At 72.5% G+C, this 19,396-nt stretch carries 20 protein-coding genes, 1 tRNA gene and 1 pseudogene; 9 read left to right on the top strand and 13 right to left on the bottom strand.

Translation table 11 applies throughout. From position 1 onward, the window contains the following. Positions 1–10: 10 nt before the first annotated feature. Positions 11–202 carry a hypothetical protein gene (locus AB0N76_RS16520; RefSeq protein ID WP_363557604.1) on the bottom strand — a complete coding sequence of 64 codons (192 nt, stop codon included), beginning with the start codon at positions 200–202 and terminating at the stop codon, positions 11–13. 49 nt (positions 203–251) lie between these two features. After that, positions 252–1,157: a mycothiol conjugate amidase Mca gene (gene mca / locus AB0N76_RS16515; protein ID WP_363557602.1), complete on the bottom strand. Its 906-nt coding sequence runs from the start codon at positions 1,155–1,157 to the stop codon at positions 252–254. 240 nt (positions 1,158–1,397) lie between these two features. Between mca and AB0N76_RS16510 the strand changes: the two genes are divergently transcribed. Beyond that, positions 1,398–1,808 carry a DUF4307 domain-containing protein gene (locus AB0N76_RS16510; RefSeq protein ID WP_363557600.1) on the top strand — a complete coding sequence of 137 codons (411 nt, stop codon included), beginning with the start codon at positions 1,398–1,400 and terminating at the stop codon, positions 1,806–1,808. 265 nt (positions 1,809–2,073) lie between these two features. Further along, positions 2,074–2,574, top strand: coding sequence for a transcription elongation factor GreA (greA, locus tag AB0N76_RS16505; RefSeq protein WP_363557598.1), 501 nt, complete (start codon positions 2,074–2,076; stop codon positions 2,572–2,574). A gap of 72 nt (positions 2,575–2,646) precedes the next feature. On the opposite strand, the gene AB0N76_RS16500 is transcribed toward greA, so the two are convergent. The 3 genes from AB0N76_RS16500 to ilvA form a co-directional block, all read right to left on the bottom strand. Continuing rightward, positions 2,647–3,504 (bottom strand): ABC transporter permease, encoded by an 858-nt coding sequence (locus tag AB0N76_RS16500; RefSeq protein ID WP_363557596.1) that lies wholly within the window; start codon positions 3,502–3,504, stop codon positions 2,647–2,649. Position 3,505: 1 nt separating this feature from the next. Continuing rightward, complete coding sequence (locus tag AB0N76_RS16495) at positions 3,506–4,537, bottom strand: ATP-binding cassette domain-containing protein (RefSeq protein WP_363557594.1); 1,032 nt, start codon at positions 4,535–4,537, stop codon at positions 3,506–3,508. Between the two features lie 222 nt (positions 4,538–4,759). Beyond that, positions 4,760–5,971, bottom strand: a complete 1,212-nt coding sequence (gene ilvA, locus AB0N76_RS16490) for a threonine ammonia-lyase (protein ID WP_363557592.1) — start codon at positions 5,969–5,971, stop codon at positions 4,760–4,762. A 113-nt stretch (positions 5,972–6,084) separates the two neighbouring features. On the opposite strand from ilvA, the gene AB0N76_RS16485 reads away from it, so the two are divergent. Beyond that, the gene (locus tag AB0N76_RS16485) at positions 6,085–6,564 is read left to right on the top strand and encodes a MarR family transcriptional regulator (protein WP_363557590.1); all 480 of its coding nucleotides are present in this window, start codon (positions 6,085–6,087) and stop codon (positions 6,562–6,564) included. A 7-nt stretch (positions 6,565–6,571) separates the two neighbouring features. On the opposite strand, the gene AB0N76_RS16480 is transcribed toward AB0N76_RS16485, so the two are convergent. Then, positions 6,572–7,726 carry a cystathionine gamma-synthase gene (locus AB0N76_RS16480; protein ID WP_363557588.1) on the bottom strand — a complete coding sequence of 385 codons (1,155 nt, stop codon included), beginning with the start codon at positions 7,724–7,726 and terminating at the stop codon, positions 6,572–6,574. A gap of 129 nt (positions 7,727–7,855) precedes the next feature. Here AB0N76_RS16480 and msrA point away from each other — a divergent pair, with 129 nt between their 5' ends. Both msrA and AB0N76_RS16470 read left to right on the top strand, forming a co-directional pair. Further along, the gene (gene msrA, locus AB0N76_RS16475; RefSeq protein ID WP_363557586.1) at positions 7,856–8,539 is read left to right on the top strand and encodes a peptide-methionine (S)-S-oxide reductase MsrA; all 684 of its coding nucleotides are present in this window, start codon (positions 7,856–7,858) and stop codon (positions 8,537–8,539) included. Positions 8,540–8,648: 109 nt separating this feature from the next. Further along, positions 8,649–9,014 carry a cupin domain-containing protein gene (locus AB0N76_RS16470; RefSeq protein WP_363557584.1) on the top strand — a complete coding sequence of 122 codons (366 nt, stop codon included), beginning with the start codon at positions 8,649–8,651 and terminating at the stop codon, positions 9,012–9,014. Between the two features lie 35 nt (positions 9,015–9,049). Here AB0N76_RS16470 and AB0N76_RS16465 read toward each other — a convergent pair whose 3' ends face one another. The 4 genes from AB0N76_RS16465 to AB0N76_RS16450 form a co-directional block, all read right to left on the bottom strand. Beyond that, positions 9,050–9,571 (bottom strand): DUF1203 domain-containing protein, encoded by a 522-nt coding sequence (locus AB0N76_RS16465; protein WP_363557582.1) that lies wholly within the window; start codon positions 9,569–9,571, stop codon positions 9,050–9,052. A 107-nt stretch (positions 9,572–9,678) separates the two neighbouring features. Then, positions 9,679–10,977 carry an Ig-like domain-containing protein gene (locus tag AB0N76_RS16460; RefSeq protein ID WP_363557580.1) on the bottom strand — a complete coding sequence of 433 codons (1,299 nt, stop codon included), beginning with the start codon at positions 10,975–10,977 and terminating at the stop codon, positions 9,679–9,681. A gap of 195 nt (positions 10,978–11,172) precedes the next feature. Next, positions 11,173–11,511, bottom strand: coding sequence for a hypothetical protein (locus tag AB0N76_RS16455; protein WP_363557578.1), 339 nt, complete (start codon positions 11,509–11,511; stop codon positions 11,173–11,175). Positions 11,512–11,935: 424 nt separating this feature from the next. After that, entirely contained in the window at positions 11,936–13,339 is a 1,404-nt protein-coding gene (locus AB0N76_RS16450) for a cystathionine beta-synthase (protein WP_363557576.1), read from the bottom strand. Positions 13,340–13,539: 200 nt separating this feature from the next. Here AB0N76_RS16450 and AB0N76_RS16445 point away from each other — a divergent pair, with 200 nt between their 5' ends. The 3 genes from AB0N76_RS16445 (at position 13,540) to AB0N76_RS16435 (ending at position 17,248) form a co-directional block, all read left to right on the top strand. After that, positions 13,540–14,670, top strand: coding sequence for an SGNH/GDSL hydrolase family protein (locus AB0N76_RS16445; RefSeq protein ID WP_363557574.1), 1,131 nt, complete (start codon positions 13,540–13,542; stop codon positions 14,668–14,670). A 62-nt stretch (positions 14,671–14,732) separates the two neighbouring features. Next, complete coding sequence (locus AB0N76_RS16440) at positions 14,733–15,953, top strand: acetyl-CoA C-acetyltransferase (protein WP_363557572.1); 1,221 nt, start codon at positions 14,733–14,735, stop codon at positions 15,951–15,953. Positions 15,954–16,264: 311 nt separating this feature from the next. Next, the gene (locus tag AB0N76_RS16435) at positions 16,265–17,248 is read left to right on the top strand and encodes a hypothetical protein (protein ID WP_363557570.1); all 984 of its coding nucleotides are present in this window, start codon (positions 16,265–16,267) and stop codon (positions 17,246–17,248) included. Between the two features lie 88 nt (positions 17,249–17,336). Here the strand turns inward: AB0N76_RS16435 and AB0N76_RS16430 are convergent, their stop codons facing one another. The 3 genes from AB0N76_RS16430 to AB0N76_RS16420 all read right to left on the bottom strand — a co-directional run bounded on the left by AB0N76_RS16430 (position 17,337) and on the right by AB0N76_RS16420 (position 18,930). Then, complete coding sequence (locus AB0N76_RS16430; protein ID WP_363557568.1) at positions 17,337–17,702, bottom strand: hypothetical protein; 366 nt, start codon at positions 17,700–17,702, stop codon at positions 17,337–17,339. A gap of 94 nt (positions 17,703–17,796) precedes the next feature. Beyond that, positions 17,797–18,705: a Bax inhibitor-1/YccA family protein gene (locus AB0N76_RS16425; protein WP_363557566.1), complete on the bottom strand. Its 909-nt coding sequence runs from the start codon at positions 18,703–18,705 to the stop codon at positions 17,797–17,799. 143 nt (positions 18,706–18,848) lie between these two features. Then, a tRNA-Leu gene (locus tag AB0N76_RS16420) sits at positions 18,849–18,930 on the bottom strand. A gap of 305 nt (positions 18,931–19,235) precedes the next feature. Between AB0N76_RS16420 and AB0N76_RS16415 the strand changes: the two are divergent. Continuing rightward, a pseudogene (locus AB0N76_RS16415) lies at positions 19,236–19,396 on the top strand (ABC transporter ATP-binding protein); the annotation flags it as partial.

The raw sequence follows: 19,396 nt of genomic DNA, 5'->3' as shown, positions 1-19,396 counted from the left end.
GGGCGGGACCTCACTCCTTGGTGGGCTCCGGCTCCTCGACGAAGTCGACCTTCTTGAACTGCCGGTTCATCGACTTGGCCAGGAACCAGGTGGCCACGCCGAGGACGGCGAAGACGAGGAAGCCCAGCAGGCCGGGGGTGACCTTGGCGTCGTCGACGGCGAGTTCGGCGGCGAGGTGGGTGAGGTTCACGGGGGCGCTCATATCTCTATGGTGGCCCGGCTCACGGGGAGCCGGGCCGTCGGGGGGTGGTTCAGTCGCGCGTGTCGGCGGCCTCGGCCGCCAGGCTGGGGGTGCGCAGGCCGGCGAAGAGGTCGTCCTCGGGCAGGTCCACGTCGATCAGGGTACGGGCGAGCTCGTAGTCCTCGGTGGGCCACACCTCGCGCTGGACCTCCAGCGGGACGCGGAACCACGGGCCGTCCGGGTCGATCTGGGTGGCGTGCGCGATGAGCGCGCGGTCCCGGGTCTCGAACCAGTCGTCGCAGCGGACCCGGGTGGTGATCTCGCGCTCCTTGCGGCCGCTCTTCTCCCAGCCCTCGATCCACTCGCCGTACGGGGAGTCGTGGCCGTTCTCGCTGAGGTACTTGTGCAGGGCGCGGATCCGGCCCATCGGGAAGCCGTGGTTGTAGTAGAGCTTCAGCGGCTGCCAGGGCTCGCCGGCCTCCGGGTACGCGTCGGGGTCGCCGGCGGCGTCGAAGGCCAGCATGGTGATCTTGTGGGTCATGATGTGGTCGGGGTGCGGGTAGCCGCCGTTCTCGTCGTAGGTCGTGATGACCTGCGGCTTGAACTCCCGGATCAGCCGGACCAGCGGCTCGGCCGCCTCCTTGAGGTCCACCAGGGCGAAGCAGCCCTCGGGCAGCGGGGGCAGCGGGTCGCCCTCGGGCAGGCCCGAGTCGACGAAGCCCAGCCAGGCCTGCTTGACCCCGAGGATCTCGCGGGCCTCGTCCATCTCCTTGCGCCGGACCTCGTGGATGTTCTCCTCGATCGCCGGATCACCCTGCAGCTTGGGGTTGAGGACCGACCCGCGTTCCCCCCCGGTGCAGGTGGCCACGAGCACGTCGACCCCCCGGTCGACGTACATGGCCATGGTCGCCGCGCCCTTGCTGGACTCGTCGTCCGGGTGGGCGTGCACCGCCATCAGTCGCAACTGCTCAGTCAACGCGTGCGTTCCTTCCACAATGTCCGGGCGTCCCGCGCAAGCCGGTCCGCCCACTGTCCGATCCGCTCATGGGGCCGCGTCGCCGCGGAGCCGGGCCGCCGCGCGCGGCGCCGACACGGCCGAGCCCCGCCCCCGCCGGACCGGCCGCGGGCGTGCCCCTCCTATAGTGACGGACTGGAGGAGCACCGCATTCCCCCGCACCACCCGCGCGGCCCCCTCCCCACGAGAGGACTGAGCCCGATGACCGCTGGCACCACGGTTCCGCAGTTGCCCGAGGGGCGCTACGGCCGGCGCGGCGACCGCGAGACCGACCGCCGGCTCAAGGTGATCGGCGTGGTCTGCGCGGTGCTGGGCCTGGGCCTGATCGCCTGGCTGGGCGGCTCCTACCTGATCCGCGAGACGAAGATCAACGGCGCGGTGCCGACCTTCCAGGCGGTCTCCGACACCGAGGTCCAGCTGCACCTGTCGGTGCGCAAGACCGACGGCACGGCCGGCAGCTGCACCGTCCGCTCGCAGGCCGAGAACGGCGCGGTGGTCGGCGTGGCCGACTTCCCCGTCCCGGCGGACGGCTCCGGCTACGACGCGGTGGTGAGCCTGCGGACGACCGCCCGCGGCACCACGGCCGAGCTGCTGGGCTGCACCCCGAAGTAGCCGCGCATATTCGCCGGGGCGAGCGGGCATCCGTAGGGGAGGCCCGGCCACCGGACCTGTACACCTTGGCGCAACGCTGTCGTCAATGGCGCGCCAACGACCCTCCCGATTGTCGGCCGGAGTTGTTAGGCTCGTGGTTTCGCCCCTTCCGCACCAGCTGGTACGGGAGCGGGCGTTGCTTTGTAGTTAAGACCGATATCAGCACCACCCGACGCGCTGACGACTCACACCCTCAGCACAGCCCCAGCACCTACGAGGAGCACCCGTGACCCAGACCAGCGAGAACGTGACCTGGCTCACTCAGTCCGGCTACGACCAGCTCAAGGCCGAGCTGGATCACCTGACCGGCCCGTGGCGGATCGAGATCGCCCAGAAGATCGAGGCCGCGCGCGAGGAGGGTGACCTCAAGGAGAACGCCGGCTACCACGCGGCCAAGGAGGAGCAGGGCAAGTACGAGCTGCGGATCCGCCAGCTCACCCAGCTCCTGGAGCGCGCCAAGGTCGGCGAGGCCCCCGCGGACTCCGGCGTGGTCGCCCCCGGCATGGTCGTGACGGTCGCCTTCGACGGCGACGAGGACGACCTGATGAAGTTCCTGCTCGCCTCGCGCGAGGTGGCCGGCGACGACGAGATGGACATCTACTCGCCGCAGTCGCCGCTGGGCCGCGCGATCGACGGCAAGACGATCGGCGACGAGGCCACCTACGAGCTGCCGAACGGCAAGCAGGCCATGGTCAAGATCGTCGAGGTCAAGCCCTACGGCGGCTGATCACCCCCGCACGCACCGAGGGCGGCCGTGGAGCACATCCACGGCCGCCCTCGCGCGTACCCGCCGAAAGGCTCAGGCGGCGGCCGAGCGGTACTTGCGCACCGACAGCCAGGCGAACACTGCGATGATCACGATCGACCACAGCACCGAGGTCAGCGCCGCGTGCTGCATCGACCAGACGTCGTCCACCGGCCCCACCTGGTTGCCGAAGAGGTCCCGGCAGGCCTGCACGGTGGCGCTGAACGGGTTCCAGTAGGCGATCCCCTGCAGCCAGCCCGGCATCGAGCTGACCGGCACGAAGGCGTTGGAGATGAAGGTCAGCGGGAAGAGCCAGATCAGCCCGGCCGAGGTGGCCGCCTCGGGGCTGCGCACCGAGAGGCCGATCAGCGCGCCGATCCAGGAGAAGGCGTAGCCGAGCAGGAGCAGCAGCCCGAACGCGCCCAGCGCGGACAGCAGCCCCTCGTGGATCCGCCAGCCGACCGCGAGCGCCACCAGCGCCAGCACCACCAGGGTGAACGCGGTCTGGCAGAGGTCCGCCAGGGTGCGGCCGACCAGCACCGCGGAGCGGGCCATCGGCAGTGAGCGGAACCGGTCCACCAGGCCCTTGGACATGTCCTCGGCGATGCCGGCCGAGGCGCCGGCCGTCGCGAAGGTGACGGTCTGGGCGAAGATGCCGGCCATCAGGAACTGGATGTAGGTCGAGGAGCTGGCCTGCGTCCCGGGGATCTGGATCGCCCCGCCCATAACGTACGAGAACAGCAGCACGAACATGACCGGCTGCATCAGGCCGAACACCACGATCTCGGGTATCCGGGTCATCCGGCGCAGGTTGCGCTTGGCGACCACCCAGGAGTCGTGCAGGGTGGCGGCCGCGCCCCGGCGCTGCTTGGGCACCGCACCGCCGATGGCGTGCTCGGTGGCGGTCGTCATCTCAGCGCTCCCGTCCGGCCGCGACGGCCTGCTTGTCCCCGCCGGCCCCGGGTCTGCCCTTGCCCGCGGCGGCGCCGTTGCCCTCCTCGTCGGCCTCGGTGTGGTGGCCGGTGAGCGAGAGGAAGACGTCGTCCAGGGTCGGTCTGCGCAGGCCGATGTCGTCGATCTCGATCGAGCGGGCGTCGAGTTCGCGGATCACGTCGGCGAGCACCCGGGCGCCGCCGCTGACCGGCACGGTGATCCGGCGGGTGTTCTTCTCGACGGCGGGCTCGCCGAGCGCGTACCCGGAGAGCGCCGCGACCGCGTCGGCGACCAGGTCGGGCCGGTGCACGACGACCTCGATCCGCTCGCCGCCGATCTGCGCCTTGAGCTGGTCGGCGGTGCCGCGCGCGATCACCCGGCCGTGGTCGACCACGGCGATGTCGTGGGCGAGCCGGTCGGCCTCCTCCAGGTACTGGGTGGTGAGCAGCAGCGTGGTGCCCTGTTCGACCAGGGTCTCGATGACCTCCCACAGGGCGAGCCGGTTGCGCGGGTCGAGGCCGGTGGTGGGCTCGTCCAGGAACATCACCGGCGGGCGGACCACCAGGGCGGCGGCCAGGTCGAGCCGGCGCCGCATGCCGCCGGAGTAGGTCTTGGCGATGCGGTCCTTGGCCTCGGTGAGGTTGAACCACTCCAGCAGTTCGAGCGCCCGGGTCTTCGCCTCGCGGACCGGCATCTGGTAGAGCTCGCCGACCATCTGGAGGTTCTCGAAGCCGGTGAGGTACTCGTCGACCGCGGCGTACTGGCCGGAGAGCCCGATCAGGCTGCGGACCCGGTTGGGGTGCTTGAGGACGTCGACGCCGGCGACCACCGCGTGGCCGGAGTCGGGGCGGAGCAGGGTGGTGAGGACGCGCACGGTGGTGGTCTTGCCGGCCCCGTTCGGGCCGAGCAGTCCGAGCACCGTGCCCTCGGGGACGTCGAGGCTCACGCCGTCGAGGGCGCGGACGTCTCCGAAGGTCTTCACCAGGTTCTCGGCTTGGATGGCTGGCGCCATGGGCCTGCCTCATCTCCTCGGACGATATGGGCGTTCTGTCACACTTTGCCCAGATTTCGGGCACGCAAGCGACCCGGTTGTCGCCACACCGTGGCGGAACGCGATGTATCGCGAGGATGGCAGTACGCGATATATCGCGTCAAGAATCAAAACCGGAACCCCGGGAGAACCCTCGCCGCCGTCCCGGGAGGCCGCCACCGGGAGGCCGCTACCGGGAGACCACTACCGGGAGACCACGTACCCCGCGTCCCGCAGCTCCCCGAGCACCGCCGCGCAGTGCTCCGGCCCCTTGGTCTCCAGGTGCAGGTCCACCTCGACCTCGGTCAGCCCGAGCTGCGGATCGACCCGCACGTGCGCCACGTCCAGCACATTGGCGTCCACCCTGGTCAGCACCCCGAGCAGGTCCGCCAGCGAACCCGGCTTGTCCGCCAGTCGCACCCGCAGCGAGAGGTAGCGGCCGGCCGCCGCCAGCCCGTGCCGCAGCACCCGCTGCATCAGCTGCGGGTCGATGTTGCCGCCGGACAGCACCGCCACCACCGGCCCCTCGAAGGAGTCCGGCCGCTCCAGCAGCGCCGCCACCGGGCTCGCCCCGGCCGGCTCCACCACCAGCTTCAGCCGCTCCAGCCCGAGCAGCAGGGCCCGGGAGAGCGAGTCCTCGGAGACCGTCCGGACGCCGTCCGCCAGGGTGTTGACGATCTCGAACGGGATGTCCCCCGGCCGGCCGACCATGATCCCGTCCGCCATCGTGGCGAACCGTTCCAGCGACACCGGGCGCCCGGCCGCCAGCGAGGGCGGGTACGCCGCCGCGCCCGCCGCCTGCACCCCGATCACCCGCACGTCCGGCCGCAGCGGCTTCACCGCCGCCGCGATCCCGGCGAGCAGCCCGCCGCCGCCCACCCCGACCAGGATGGTCCGCACCTCGGGGCACTGCTCCAGGATCTCCAGCCCGACGGTGGCCTGGCCGATCACCACGTCCCGGTGGTCGAAGGGGTGGATGAACACCGCGCCGTTCGCCTCGGCGAACCGCTGCGCCGCCGCCAGCGCCTCGTCCACGGTGGCCCCGTGCAGCCGGACCTCGGCGCCGTACTCCCGGGTCGCCGCGATCTTCGGCAGCGGCGCGGCCACCGGCATGAACACGGTCGACCGCACCCCGAGCAGCGCGGCGGCCAGCGCCACCCCCTGGGCGTGGTTCCCGGCACTCGCCGCGACCACCCCGCCGGCCCGCTGCACCGGCGAGAGGCCCGCGATCCGCACGTACGCCCCGCGCAGTTTGAACGAGCCGGTGCGCTGGAGGTTCTCGCACTTCAGGTGGACCGGCGCGCCGACCGTCGCCGACAGGTGCCGGCTGCCCTCCATCGGCGTCACCCGGGCGACCCCGACGAGCATCTTCTGGGCACCGCGGACGTCGTCGAGGGTGATCGGCCAGCTCTGCATGGCAGCAGCGTAGGCGCTCGGACGCCGGGGCGTCGGACCTGTTCCCGGGCCCGCCCGGCCCGCGTACGCTGCTAGGGCGTGTCTCTCTCACCGCACGACGATCGTGAGCCACGATGACGACGACCTCGCCCCAGGCCTCCGGCCTCACCGACCCCGTGCACACCCAGCTCCAGTACCAACTGGCGGTGTTCGCCCGCCGCATGGAACAGGTCCGCGGCTCCGACGGGGTGGCCGCCCTGGTCCGGGCGGCCTATCTGCTGCTCGAACGGCTGGAACGGCTCGGGCCCGCCAACGTCAAGGCCCTGGCCGACGCGCTCGGCGTCGACTCCTCCACCGTCACCCGGCAGGTCGCCCCGCTGGTCGCGGCGGGCCTGGTCGGCCGGGTGCAGGACCCGGCCGACCGGCGCGCCGTCCGGCTCGCGCTGACCCCGCTCGGCGCCGACCGGCTGGCCGAAGTCCGGGCCGGACGCACCGAGTTGACGCGTCAGCTGGTCGCCGACTGGCCGCGCGAGGAGCAGCAGGCGTTCTGCGCCCTGCTGGCCCGCTTCAACCACTCGATGGAGTCGTACACGGCGGGCCGGCAGGGCGCGTGACGGCGAGCTAGCCCAGCGCCTGCTTGAGGTCGGCCAGCAGGTCGTCGATCGACTCGATGCCGACCGAGACCCGGATCAGGTCGGCCGGCACCTCCAGCGCCGAACCGGCCACCGAGGCGTGGGTCATCCGGCCCGGGTGCTCGATCAGCGACTCGACGCCGCCCAGCGACTCGCCGAGGGTGAACAGCTCGGTCCGGTTGCAGACCTCGACCGCCGCCTCCTCGCCGCCGTCGACCCGGAACGACACCATCCCGCCGAAGGCCTTCATCTGCTTGGCGGCGATGTCGTGGCCGGCGTGCTCGGCCAGGCCCGGGTACAGCACCTGGCTGACCTTCGGGTGGCCGACCAGCAGCTCGGCGACCTTCTCGGCGTTCGCGCTGTGCCGGTCCATCCGGACCCCGAGGGTCTTGATGCCGCGCAGCACCAGCCAGGAGTCGAACGGGCCGGCGACCGCGCCCATCGCGTTCTGGTGGTACGCGACCTCCTCGCCCAGGCCGGCCTCGGCCAGCACCAGGGCGCCGCCGACGACGTCCGAGTGGCCGCCCATGTACTTGGTGGTCGAGTGCACGACCGCGTCCGCGCCGAGCGCGATCGGCTGCTGCAGGTACGGGCTGGCGAAGGTGTTGTCGACCACCAGCAGCGCGCCCGCGCCGTGCGCGATCTCGGCCAGCGCGGTCAGGTCGGTGATGCCCAGCAGCGGGTTGGACGGGGTCTCCACCCAGACCGCGCGGGTGTTGGGGCGCAGCGCCTCGCGGACGGTCGCCAGGTCCTGGGTGTTGGCGACGGAGAACTCGACGCCCCAGCGGGTCAGCACCTTGGCGAAGAGCCGGAAGGTGCCGCCGTAGGCGTCGTTGGGGATGACGATGTGGTCGCCGGGCTTGAGGATGGTGCGCAGCAGGGTGTCCTCGGCCGCCAGGCCGGAGGCGAAGGCGAGGCCGCGGGAACCGCCCTCCAGCGCCGCGAGGCACTCCTCCAGCGCGGTGCGGGTCGGGTTGGCGCTGCGGCTGTACTCGTAGCCGCCCCGCAGGCCGCCCACCCCGTCCTGCTTGTAGGTGGACACCTGGTAGATCGGCGTGACGACGGCCCCGGTCTGGGGGTCTGCTTCCTGACCCGCGTGGATGGCGAGGGTCTCGAAGCCCTGGGGAAGCTGGTGCTCGGTCATGCTCCGAGCGTAGTCGGCGAACGGCGGGGTGCCGCGCGCAAGCCCGGGAACGGCCGGGAACGGCCTGGAATCCCCGGGCGGCCGACCGCGTTGAACCCTGCGCAACCTCCCGCAACCGCCCCCGAACCGATGGAGCAGGCCGTGCTGTTCAACCGCCACAAGACCTCGCTCGTCCCCGCCGACCAGGCGCTGCCCGGTCGGGAGACCCCGTCCTTCACCCTGCGCGAGCCGCACACCGTGCTCGGCCACCCGCTCACCGGCCCGTACCCGGCCGGGCTGGAGGTGGCCGACTTCGGGCTGGGCTGCTTCTGGGGCGCCGAGCGGACGTTCTGGCGGCTGCCCGGCGTCTGGACGACGCTGGTCGGCTACCAGGGCGGGTACACCCCGAACCCGACGTACGAGGAGGTGTGCAGCGGGCTGACCGGGCACACCGAGGCGGTCCGGGTGGTCTTCGACCCGGCGGTGGTCTCCTACGAGCGGCTGCTGAAGACCTTCTGGGAGGCGCACGACCCGACCCAGGGCAACCGCCAGGGCAACGACGTCGGCACCCAGTACCGCTCCGCCGTCTACACCCACTCCGCGGCCCAGGCCGCCGCCGTGACCGCCACCCGGGACGCCTTCCAGCCGGAGCTGCGCGCGCTCGGCCTCGGCGCGATCACCACCGAGATCGCGCCGGCCGGCCCGTTCTACCCGGCCGAGCCGTACCACCAGCAGTACCTCTCGGACGCCAAGAACCCGAACGGCTACTGCGGCCTCGGCGGCACCGGCGCCAGCTGCCCGATCGGGGTGGCCCGCACGCCCGCCGAGGGCTGAGCCCCCGGGTTTCCGGGAACCGCGGGCGGGCGCAGACTGGAAGGACCGGTTGGGCGGCCGCGCCACCTGTCCCGGTGGCGCGGCCGCCCTCGTCCCCGAGGAGCCCCTCATGGCCGGTCTCATCCGCAGGAACTTCGACACCGATCCCGACGAGGTCCGCCCGTTCGAGGCGGACAAGGGCGAGATGCGCCTGGTCCACCTGGACGGCGGGGGCGTCGGACGGGCGGTGTTCCAGCCCGGCTGGCAGTGGTCGCAGCACGTCAAGCCGCTCGCCGGGACGGACAGCTGCCAGGCCTCCCACGCCGGCTACGTCCTGTCCGGACGGTTGAAGGTCGTCATGGACGACGGCCAGGAGGAAGAGTTCGGCCCCGGCGACTTCATGCTCTGCGCGCCCGGTCACGACGCCTGGGTGGTCGGCGACGAGCCGGCGGTCGTCCTGGACTGGCAGGGCTACGTCGACTACGCCAAGCGCTGACCGCCCCGGCACCGACCGCCCCGGGCGCCAGCCGCTCAGCCGCGCCGCACCTCGTGCATGAAGCAGCCGAAGTGCAGCGCGCGGACGTGCACCACCGCCACCTCCGGGTCGGCGAGCAGCGCTGCCGCGCCCGCCTCGGCGGTCTCCGGGAGGACCGGCACCCCGCCCAGGATGTGGCCGTGCCGGTCGTAGGCGCGCAGCACCCGCTCGGCGCCGTGGAAGCCGTCCGGCCAGTCGCCCGCGCCGGCCGGCCCGGCGCACGGGCCGTCGTGCACGAAGACCGGGCCGAGCTCGTCGTACGGGCCCGGGTCGGCCCCGGTCTCGGCGGCCCAGCGGCGCAGCGGCGCGTAGCCCACCAGGGCGATCCGGTCGCCGGGCAGGGCCCGGGTGAGGCAGCAGCGCAGCGGGGCGCCGCCGGTCTCGTCGACCGAGCGCACCGGCGGGCGGCCGGCGTCGTCGCGGACCAGCAGGGCGCGGTGCACGGCGGGGTCGATCGGCCGGACGGTCAGGACGGGCGGGGCGGACGGGGCGGACGGTGCGGTGGAGGTCGTGGTCATGCCTCCACCCTCCCGCCGCGGCCGCCGCGAGTCCGGCGGTTTTCGGCCGTCGCGTTGTGGCCCGTGCCCGGGACCCCGCGGGCGTCGAGGAGCCCGGGGCCGGAGCGTCAGAGGGCGCTGCCGGCCTTCCACTCGGCCCAGCCCATGTTCCAGCCGTTGAGGCCGTTGGACGGGACGACGGTCTTGTCCCCGGAGTTCACGACCTCGACCACGTCGCCGATCATCGAGCTCTTGAAGAACTTGTAGCCGTCGGCGTTCTGGTCCTGCCCGCCCTTGACGTCGCGCAGGCCGACGCAGCCGTGGCTGGTGTTCTGGCTGCCGAAGGTCGAGGCCGGGGACCAGTAGTTGCCGTGGATGAAGGTGCCGGAGGTGCTGAGCCGCTGGGCGTGCGGCACGTCCGGGATGTCGTACTCGCTGCCCAGACCGACGGTCTGCGAGTTCATCCGGGTCTGCTGGTACTGCTCGGTGATCACCATCTTGCCACCCCAGGTGCGGAACTCGGGCGAGCCGCCGGAGATCGCGTAGACGGCGCTGACCTGGCCGTCGGTGGTGACGGTGAGCTTCTTGGTGGCGAGGTCGGCGACGCTGGTCTGGGCGCGGCCGACGGTGAAGCGGACGTCCTTGGACTGGGTGCCGTAGACGCCCTTCGCGCCCTGGACGTCCTTGAGCCGGAGCTTGACGGTCACCTTGGTGCCCTTGGCCCAGTACTGCTGCGGCCGGAAGTCGAGGCGGGTGCTGGAGAACCAGTGCCCGACGATCTCGACGCCCGGCTCGGCTATCACGGTGATCGCCTGCTGGACGGCCTTGCGGTCGGTGACCGGCTTGCTGAAGTTGATCGAGACGGGCATGCCGACGCCGACCGTCGAGCCGTCCTCGGGGGTGAAGTAGCCGACGAAGGTGTTGGCCGGGGTCGCCGTGGTGAAGACGGCGTTGGCGTCGGCCTCCAGGCCGTCCTTGTCGGTGGCGGCGGCCGCGACGGTGTACTTGGTGCCGCTGGCCGGGGCCGCGGCGGAGGCCCAGGAGGTGCCGTCGGCGGAGAGCTCGCCGGCCAGCGCCTTGCCGGTGGAGTCGGTGACCTTGACCGTGCCGAGCGTGCCGCCGGTGACGGTGACCCGGACCGGGTCGCTGAAGCTGGCGGCGGCGGCGCCGTCGGCGGGCGTGACCGTGATCACGGCGGCCGAGGTCTTCGGGGTGGCGGTGACGCTGGGCGTGGCCTGGCCGGCGCCGCCGGTCGCTCCGCCGCCCGGGTTACCCGAGCCGCCGTTGCCGCCGCCGGCGTTCTCGGTGCCCTTGGTGTCGTTGCAGGCGGCCAGCAGCAGGACCGGGGCCCCGATCAGGCCCGCCAGTACCCCGCGCCGGCTCCAGCTGCCTCCGGTCGCCCGGCCCTGACCTTCCCGTGCCGTCACGTCGCCCACTCCCTGCTGATCATCCGGGCATTACGGATAGAGAAACGCAATCCGTGCGTTCACGGTTCCATCACCAACGGCTAGCGATCGTATGAGAAGACGAAAGCTACCGCCAAATAGGACAAACCGCCCGGCCTGCGGAAAGCAGACCGGGCGGTCACAGGCTGTCGCGGACGAACCCCGCTCGGACGAGCCCTACTCGGCGGGCTCCTCCACCGCGTACTCGTCCCACTCGTCACCCTCCGGGTCGAAGTCGGTCTTCGCCGACTCCCAGGTCGCCGAGGCGAGCTCGACGCCCGGGACGTCGCCGAGCAGCGCCACCGGGTCGATGAAGTGGGCGAGCGAGCCCGCCGGGTCCACCTCGATGGCCTCGACGGACTGCGCGCGCTCGTCGTCGTCGAGGTACTCGTCCGCGGCCACCTGCTCCAGGGCCGCGGCCTTGAGCGCACCCTCGTCGGTGATCTCGGCGATGAGCTCGATGTGGAGCCGGACGTAGCGCGGGGCGTCCTGGTCGGTCGTGTCAGTGCTGGTCATGCGAGCGAGCGTACGGGAAGGGCCGGCCCTTCGATGAAGGACCGGCCCTGCCGCCTCCGCCGGCTCCCCCACCCGGGAGCCGCGGAGACGCGCCAAGCGGCGCGGTTGCCGCGGGAGCCGCCGCACCCTGACGACCGGCCGGGGCCGGGCAGGGGCGGGACGACGGCGCCTCCCACGACAAGGGACACCGCCGGCCGGGTCAGGGCCGGCCGTCGTGCCCGGAGGCGATCCGTACCCGCCGGGGAGCCGCTCCCGGACGGTCACCGTCGCCTCGCTCGGCGTCTTGCCGTGACCACCACGATGCCGCAGCGTTGTTAAGCGCGTGCTGCGCGCAGGTGACGCCGGTGTACCAGTTCGCCCGGAAACGGAACCGGGGCGGTACGGTTCCTCAGCCACCCGGTCGGGGGGAGTGACCGGCGTGGCCTCAGTGGCCGGCGCGGCTGCCGGTGAGGAAGCCGAGCAGGTCCTGGCGGGTGACGATGCCCTGCGGCTTGCCCTCCACCAGCACCACCGCGGCGTCGGCCTTCTCCAGCACCGACATCAGGTTGGTGACGGTCTCGCCGGAGCCGACCACCGGCAGCGGCTTGGACATCACCTTGTCCAGCGTGTCGGTCAGCTGGATGTCGCCCGCGAAGACGCCCTCCAGCAGCAGCTTCTCCACCACCGAGCCGATCACCTCGCCGGCCATGATGTCGGGGTGCCCGGCGCCCGGCGAGACCACCGGCATCTGCGAGACGCCGTACTCGCGCAGCACCCGGACCGCCTCGGCGACCGTCTCGTTGGGGTGCATGTGGACGAACTGCGGGATGCCCTCGTGCTCGATGGCGTCCTTGCGGGCCAGCACCTCGCCGATGTGCGCCTCGTCGGTGGCGGACGGCAGGAAGCCGTAGTCGGCCATCCAGTCGTCGTTGAAGATCTTCGACAGGTAGCCGCGGCCGCCGTCCGGCAGCAGCACGACGACGACGTCGTCCGGGCCGAGCCCCTTGGCGACCTCCAGCGCGGCGACGACCGCCATCCCGCAGGAGCCGCCGACCAGCAGGCCCTCCTCCTTGGCCAGGCGGCGGGTCATCTGGAAGGAGTCCTTGTCGGAGACGGCGACGATGCCGTCCGCGACGCCGCGGTCGTAGGCGGTCGGCCAGAAGTCCTCACCGACGCCCTCGACCAGGTACGGCCGGCCGGTGCCGCCCGAGTAGACCGAGCCCTCCGGGTCGGCGCCGATCACCTTGACCTTGCCGCCGGAGACCTCCTTCAGGTAGTTGCCGGTGCCGGAGATGGTGCCGCCGGTGCCGACGCCCGCCACGAAGTGGGTGATCTTCCCCTCGGTCTGCTCCCACAGCTCCGGACCGGTGGAGTGGTAGTGCGAGGCCGGGTTGTCCGGGTTGGAGTACTGGTCCGGCTTCCAGGCGTTCGGGGTCTCGCGGACCAGGCGGTCGGAGACGTTGTAGTAGGAGTCCGGGTGCTCGGGGGCGACGGCGGTCGGGCAGACGACCACCTCGGCGCCGTACGCGCGGAGGGTGTTGATCTTGTCGGTGGAGACCTTGTCGGGACAGACGAAGATGCACTTGTAGCCCTTCTGCTGGGCCACGATCGCCAGACCGACACCGGTGTTGCCGGAGGTCGGCTCGACGATGGTCCCGCCGGGCTTCAGCGCGCCCGAGGCCTCGGCGGCCTCGATCATGCGCATCGCGATCCGGTCCTTCACCGAGCCGCCGGGGTTGAAGTACTCGACCTTCGCGAGCACGGTCGCGCTGATCCCCTCGGTGACCTTGTTCAGCTTGACCAGCGGCGTGTTGCCGACCAGGTCGATGATCGAGTTGTGGTACCGCACGGGGGTCCTCCCGGTCTGTGGGCATGCGAGTGCATTCGGTACTGCAAAGCCTAGGCCGTACCAATGGCCCCGGCTGGCCCGTGCGCCCCACGAACGGCCCACCCCCGTCGTAGGCCGGCGCCATCGCGGGTACTAGGGGTGTACACGCATCGGGAACGGCGCCCCGCGGGGGCGGCACGAGGACGCGAAGGGGGCACCGGATGCCAGGGGCACAGGAGTCGCGGGCCCGGGTCGCCCGCCGGATCGCCACCGCGGCGGCGTACGGCGGCGGCGGGCTCGGCGTACTGGGGGTGGGCCTGGTGGGCCTGCTGCTGACCGAGAGCAAACTGGCCGTGCAGGCCATCGGCGTCCTGGAGGGGGACCCGCCGAAGGCCGACGGCGTCTACGGCGAGGCCTTCGCCGACTCCACCGCCGAGCCGCAGCCGCCGCTGGTGCTGGCCTTCCTCGGCGACTCCACCGCCGCCGGCCTCGGCGTGCTGCGGGCCCGCGAGACCCCGGGCGCGCTGCTGGCGGCCGGCCTCGCCTCGGTGGCCGAGCGCCCGGTCCGGCTGGTCAACGTGGCCTTCTCCGGCGGCCGCTCCGGCGACCTGGCCGGACAGCTGGAGCCGGCCCTGCGGCAGCGGCCGGACATCGCCGTGATCATGGTCGGCGCCAATGACGTCACCCGGCACAGCCCGGCCCAGCTCGCGGTGCGCCAGCTCGGCGAGACGGTCGCCGCGCTGCGCGCGAACGGCTGCGAGGTGGTGGTCGGCACCTGCCCGGACCTCGGGACGATCAAGCCGGTCCGCCCGCCGCTGCGCTGGGTGGCCCGCCGGCTGAGCCGCCAGCTGGCCGCCGCCCAGACCATCGCGGTGGTCGAGGCGGGCGGCCGGACGGTCTCGCTGGGCTCGCTGCTCGGACCGGAGTTCGCGGCCCGCCCGGAGATGTTCGCCGCCGACCGCTACCACCCCTCGGCCCAGGGCTACGCGACGGCCGCGATGGCCGTGCTGCCCTCGCTCTGCGCCGCGCTGGACCTCTGGCCGGAGGAGGAGCGGCCGGCCGGCCCGGCCCCCGGCGGGACGGTGCTGCCGGTGGAGGTGGCCGCGGCGGCCGCGGCGGGCCGCTCCGGCACCGAGGTGGCGGCGGTCGGCGCCGAGGGCGCGGGCCGGCGCTGGGCGCTGCTGCGGCACCGGCTGCGGGTCGGCCTGCCGGGCTCCTGGGTGGCCGGTCCGGGGGTGGCGGAGGAGCCGCCCGGGGCAGCTGGGACGCCCGGTGCGGAGTCCGGCGGGGAGTCCGCGCCGGGTGCCGGGAATACGTCGGCCAGCTCACACGCTGGGGCCGGTGACGCCTGATCTACCAGACGGTAACTTTCCTCCCGGACGCCAGTCCGTCGTCACCCAGCGAGGAGCACCTCATGCCCGAAGCCGTCATCGTCAGCGCCGCCCGTTCGCCGATCGGCCGGGCCTTCAAGGGTTCCCTCAAGGACGTCCGCCCGGACGACCTGACCGCGCACATCATCCAGGCCGCGCTCGCCAAGGTCCCGGAGCTCGACCCGCGCGACATCGACGACCTGATGCTCGGCTGCGGTCTGCCCGGCGGCGAGCAGGGCCACAACCTGGCCCGCATCGTGGCCGTCCAGATGGGCATGGACTACCTGCCCGGCGCCACCATCACCCGGTACTGCGCGTCCTCGCTGCAGACCACCCGGATGGCGCTGCACGCGATCAAGGCCGGCGAGGGCGACGTCTTCATCTCCGCCGGCGTGGAGACCGTCTCGCGCACGATCAACGGCTCCTCGGACGGCATGCCGGGCACCATGAACCCGCTGTTCGACGAGGCCCAGGCCCGCACCAAGCAGCGCGCGGAGCAGGGTGGCGGCGAGTGGCACGACCCGCGCGAGGACGGGCTGCTGCCGGACGCCTACATCGCGATGGGGCAGACCGCCGAGAACCTCGCCGCGCTCAAGGGCATCACCCGCGCCGAGCAGGACGAGTTCGGCGTCCGCTCGCAGAACCTCACCGAGGCCGCCCTCAAGGCCGGCTTCTGGCAGCGCGAGATCACCCCGGTCACGCTGCCGGACGGCACCGTGGTCAGCGCGGACGACGGCCCGCGCGCCGGCGTCACGCTGGAGGGCGTCGCCGGCCTGAAGCCGGTCTTCCGCCCGGACGGCACCGTGACCGCCGGCAACTGCTGCCCGCTGAACGACGGCGCCGCGGCCCTGGTGATCATGTCCGACACCAAGGCCCGCGAGCTCGGCCTCACCCCGCTCGCCCGGGTGGTCTCCACCGGCGTCAGCGCGCTCTCCCCCGAGATCATGGGCTACGGCCCGGTCGAGGCCTCGAAGCAGGCGCTCAAGCGGGCCGGTCTGACCATCGACGACATCGACCTGGTCGAGATCAACGAGGCGTTCGCCGCCCAGGTGATCCCGTCCTACCGCGACCTGGGCATCGACCTGGACAAGCTGAACGTCAACGGCGGCGGCATCGCGGTCGGCCACCCCTTCGGCATGACCGGCGCCCGGATCACCACCACGCTGATCAACTCCCTGCAGTGGCACGACAAGCAGTTCGGCCTGGAGACCATGTGCGTCGGCGGCGGCCAGGGCATGGCGATGGTCATCGAGCGGCTCAGCTGACCCCGGGCCGACCGGCCGGGGTCGGCCGCGTCAACCCCGAAGGGTCCAGACCACCCATTTGGAGTGACGCAGCGTAATTGAGGGCCGGATCACACCGAGAGGTCGATCCGGCCCTCTTTTCTTTCGCTTCCGGACCGGAAATCGACGGTGCGGAGCGGATCAACTCCGCAGCGTAGAGCGTTGCTACCTAACAATTTGGGGACAAGAGCGAAAGTCACAGACAAATTGGACATTCGCCACTGCGGTAACAGCATCCGATGCGGCAGTGTGGAGACGTAACCCCGTTCCGCTCCTCGCTAGGAGTACGTTCCGTGAGCGCCGTCTACACCTTCCTGTTGCTGATCCTGATCGCCGTGTCGACCGCCGTACTGCTCCACCTCCGGTCAATCTCCCGGCGGTTGGACGCCCGGGACGCCCGGGACGCGCAGGAGGCCCGGAACGCCGCCGCCCCCGCCGTCGACGAGGCCGCGATACGCCGGGCCGTCGCCGAGGCGCTGGCCGCCGACCGCGAGCGGGAGATCACCGAGGCCCGGGCGTTCTGGGCCGAGCAGGAGGCCCGCGCGGCCGAGGACGCGCCGCTGTTCGACTCCCCGTTCGCGAGCGTCTTCAGCACCACCGACGAGTGGCCGCTCTTCTTCCCCCGGCCGACCGGACCGGACGAGGCCGCCGACAACGCCGGCACCATGGACCCGGAGTTCGGCGAGGCGCTGCGCTCCGCGCTGGAGGACCTCATCAGCGAGGGCGGCGTCCACCCGGCCGACGCCGGTGTCGACGGCGGCCCCGAGGGCGGCGCCCCGCTGCGGCCCGGCCACCCGGCCGGCCACCCGGCCGGCGAGACCGCCGAGGGCGCCCGCGCCCGCCGCGAGGCCGACCTGCTGGCCACCGGCCTGGAGGCCGGGCTGCTGGACGCCGAGCCGGCCGTCGAGGAGGCCCCGGTGGCCACCCCCGACCCGCGCCGCCACCCCTCGCACCCCGACTTCGTGCCCAGCCAGGCACCGTCCCGGGAGTGGACCGACACCCGGCTGTCCGCGCTCGCCGAGGAGGGCATCGCGCTGATCGACGTCCGCCCCGGCCCGCTCGGCACCCTGGACGTCTACGCCTTCGCCGACGGCACCACGCTCTGCGTGGCCCCGGGCGACCGGGAGGCCGCGTACCGGCTGATCGACGCCGTCCGGGCCGGGGAGGACGTCCGGCTGCTCGGCGGCTCCCGGTTCTCCGGCTCCTACTCGCTGACCTTCTCCACCGACGACGACGCCGTGTACGTGCTCGCCGACCGGGTGGTGGCCAGCATCTGATCCGACGCGCCGACGCGCGCAAGGGCCGGCCCTGGGGTTACCGAGGCCGGCCTTCGTCGTGTCCGGGACCGGACGGGGCGCCCGCCGCTCAGAGCAGCGCGGCCGTCTCCGCGATCCACCGCACCGCCGCCGCCCGGACCGCCGCGGCCTCCGCCGCCGGCCGGACGGCCAGCGCCGCCGCCAGGTCGTGCCCGGTCACCGCGAGCTGGTCGCCGACCGCGAACGCCCCGGCGTCCGGCAGCTCCCGCACCGGCCCGGCGCCGCCCGCCGCCCCGGTGGCCGCGGCCGCCTCGGCCTCCTGCGCCGCCCCGGCCAGCCGGCGGGCCAGCGCCAGCCCGGCCGCCGCCCGCGAGGGGTGGCCGGGGACGGCGCCGAGCAGCCGGCTCTGCGGCATCGCGCGGAACCGGTCCGCCAGGGCGTCGACGGCTTCGGTCAAGGGCTCTGCTTCGAACATGCCGCTGAGCCTAGCCAAAAGCCGCCGGGCCCCGGAGCGGGTGGCTCCGGGGCCCGGCGGCAGTGTGCGCGCGAGGCGCGGGTGACGGCGGACGTCAGTCGTCGCCGCGCAGGATCGCGATCAGCCGCAGCATCTCGACGTAGATCCAGACCAGCGAGAGGGTGAGCCCGAAGGCGGCCCGCCAGGACTCCTTCTGCGGGGCACCGTGCGCGATCGCCTCCTCGATGGCCGCGAAGTCCAGCGAGAGGAAGAACGCGCCGAGGCCGATGCCGATCAGGCCGACCACGATGCCCAGCGGGCCGGAGCGCAGCCCCATGTCGGCGCCGAACATCGACGCGACCATGTTGATCATCAGCAGCAGCACGAAGCCCATGGCGATCGCGATGCCGATCCGGGTGTACCGCGGGGTGACCCGGATCCGGCCGGTCTTGTAGGCGATCAGCATCGCCGCGAAAACCGCCGCCGTCCCCAGCACCGCCTGGATCGCGATGCCCGGCCAGATCGTGTTGAAGAACTTGGTGATCGCGCCGAGCGCGAAGCCCTCCAGACCCGCGTAGAGCAGGATCAGCGGCGGGCTGACGCTGCGCTTGAACGAGATCACCAGGCCGAGCACCATGGCGACCAGCGAGGCGCCGATGGCGAGGCCGATGGCGCGGTCCGGCAGCGCGAACCAGGCCAGGCCGCCGGCGGCGACCAGGGTGAGCAGCGTCATCGCGGTGCGCGCGACCACGTCGTCGAGCGTCATCCGACCCGTCGCCAGCGGACCGGCGGACGGCGCGGCGTACATCTCGGCCAGCTGCTCGTCGGTCAGCGGCGCCTGGCCCTGCGGCTGCTGGGCGTAGGGGCTGTTGGCGTAGGGATTGTTGCCGTACGGGTTGTTGCCGTACGGGTTGTCGGCGTACGGGCTCCCGGCCTGCGGGGTCTGGGTGGTCCCGAAACCCGCGTAGCCGGACTCGCGGGTGAAGGACCCCTCCCGCGAGAAGACCGGGTTGCTGCTTCTCATTGCTCATTCCCTCCGTGGCGGCACTGCACCGCCCGAACCACAAGGGTAATGGCTTGGCAAAAAAATCAACATCCGCCGCGAGGAGGATCCGGCGGGAGACGTCCGGCGGGGACGCCGGGTCGGCGTCCCCGCAGGTCATTCGGTGCCCGGAGCCGGACTCGAACCGGCACGGCCTCACGGCCAAGCAGTTTTAAGCTGCCCGTGTCTGCGTTCCACCATCCGGGCGTCCTGTGGATCCGGCCGCGTCGGCGGGTCGGAGAACGGAGCTCCGCCCCCGTGCGGGCCACCCCTGAGCCTAGTCGCCCGGCCTCCCCTTTCGCATGTTCCGAGCCAGGGAAGTTGTCATGTTTCCTTGCCATCTGACGAACAGTTCGTGATTTGGCCACGGAACCCCTCCGATCCGGCCACCGGGGTTCCGATCAGGGGCGGTGTCATACCCCAGGAGGAGGGCGTCACCTGGACGTACGCCCAGCGGTGGTCAGGCCAACCGTCCGGCGGAGCGACGGAAAACCATGATCACGTCGCGGAGCATGGAGGTGCACCGTCCCCCTTCCCCGCAGACCCCGAGGAGCACCCCCGTGACCACGTCGACCGCAACCGCCGTCCGCACCGGCCGGGCGGCCGCCCGCGCCACCGGCCTGAACAAGGTCTACGGGGAGGGGGAGACCCGCGTCGTCGCCCTCGACAACGT

The organism is Kitasatospora sp. NPDC093806, assembly GCF_040683335.1.
In the GTDB taxonomy this organism is placed as follows: Bacteria; Actinomycetota; Actinomycetes; order Streptomycetales; family Streptomycetaceae; genus Kitasatospora.
This window is presented reverse-complemented; position numbering and strand designations above follow the sequence as displayed.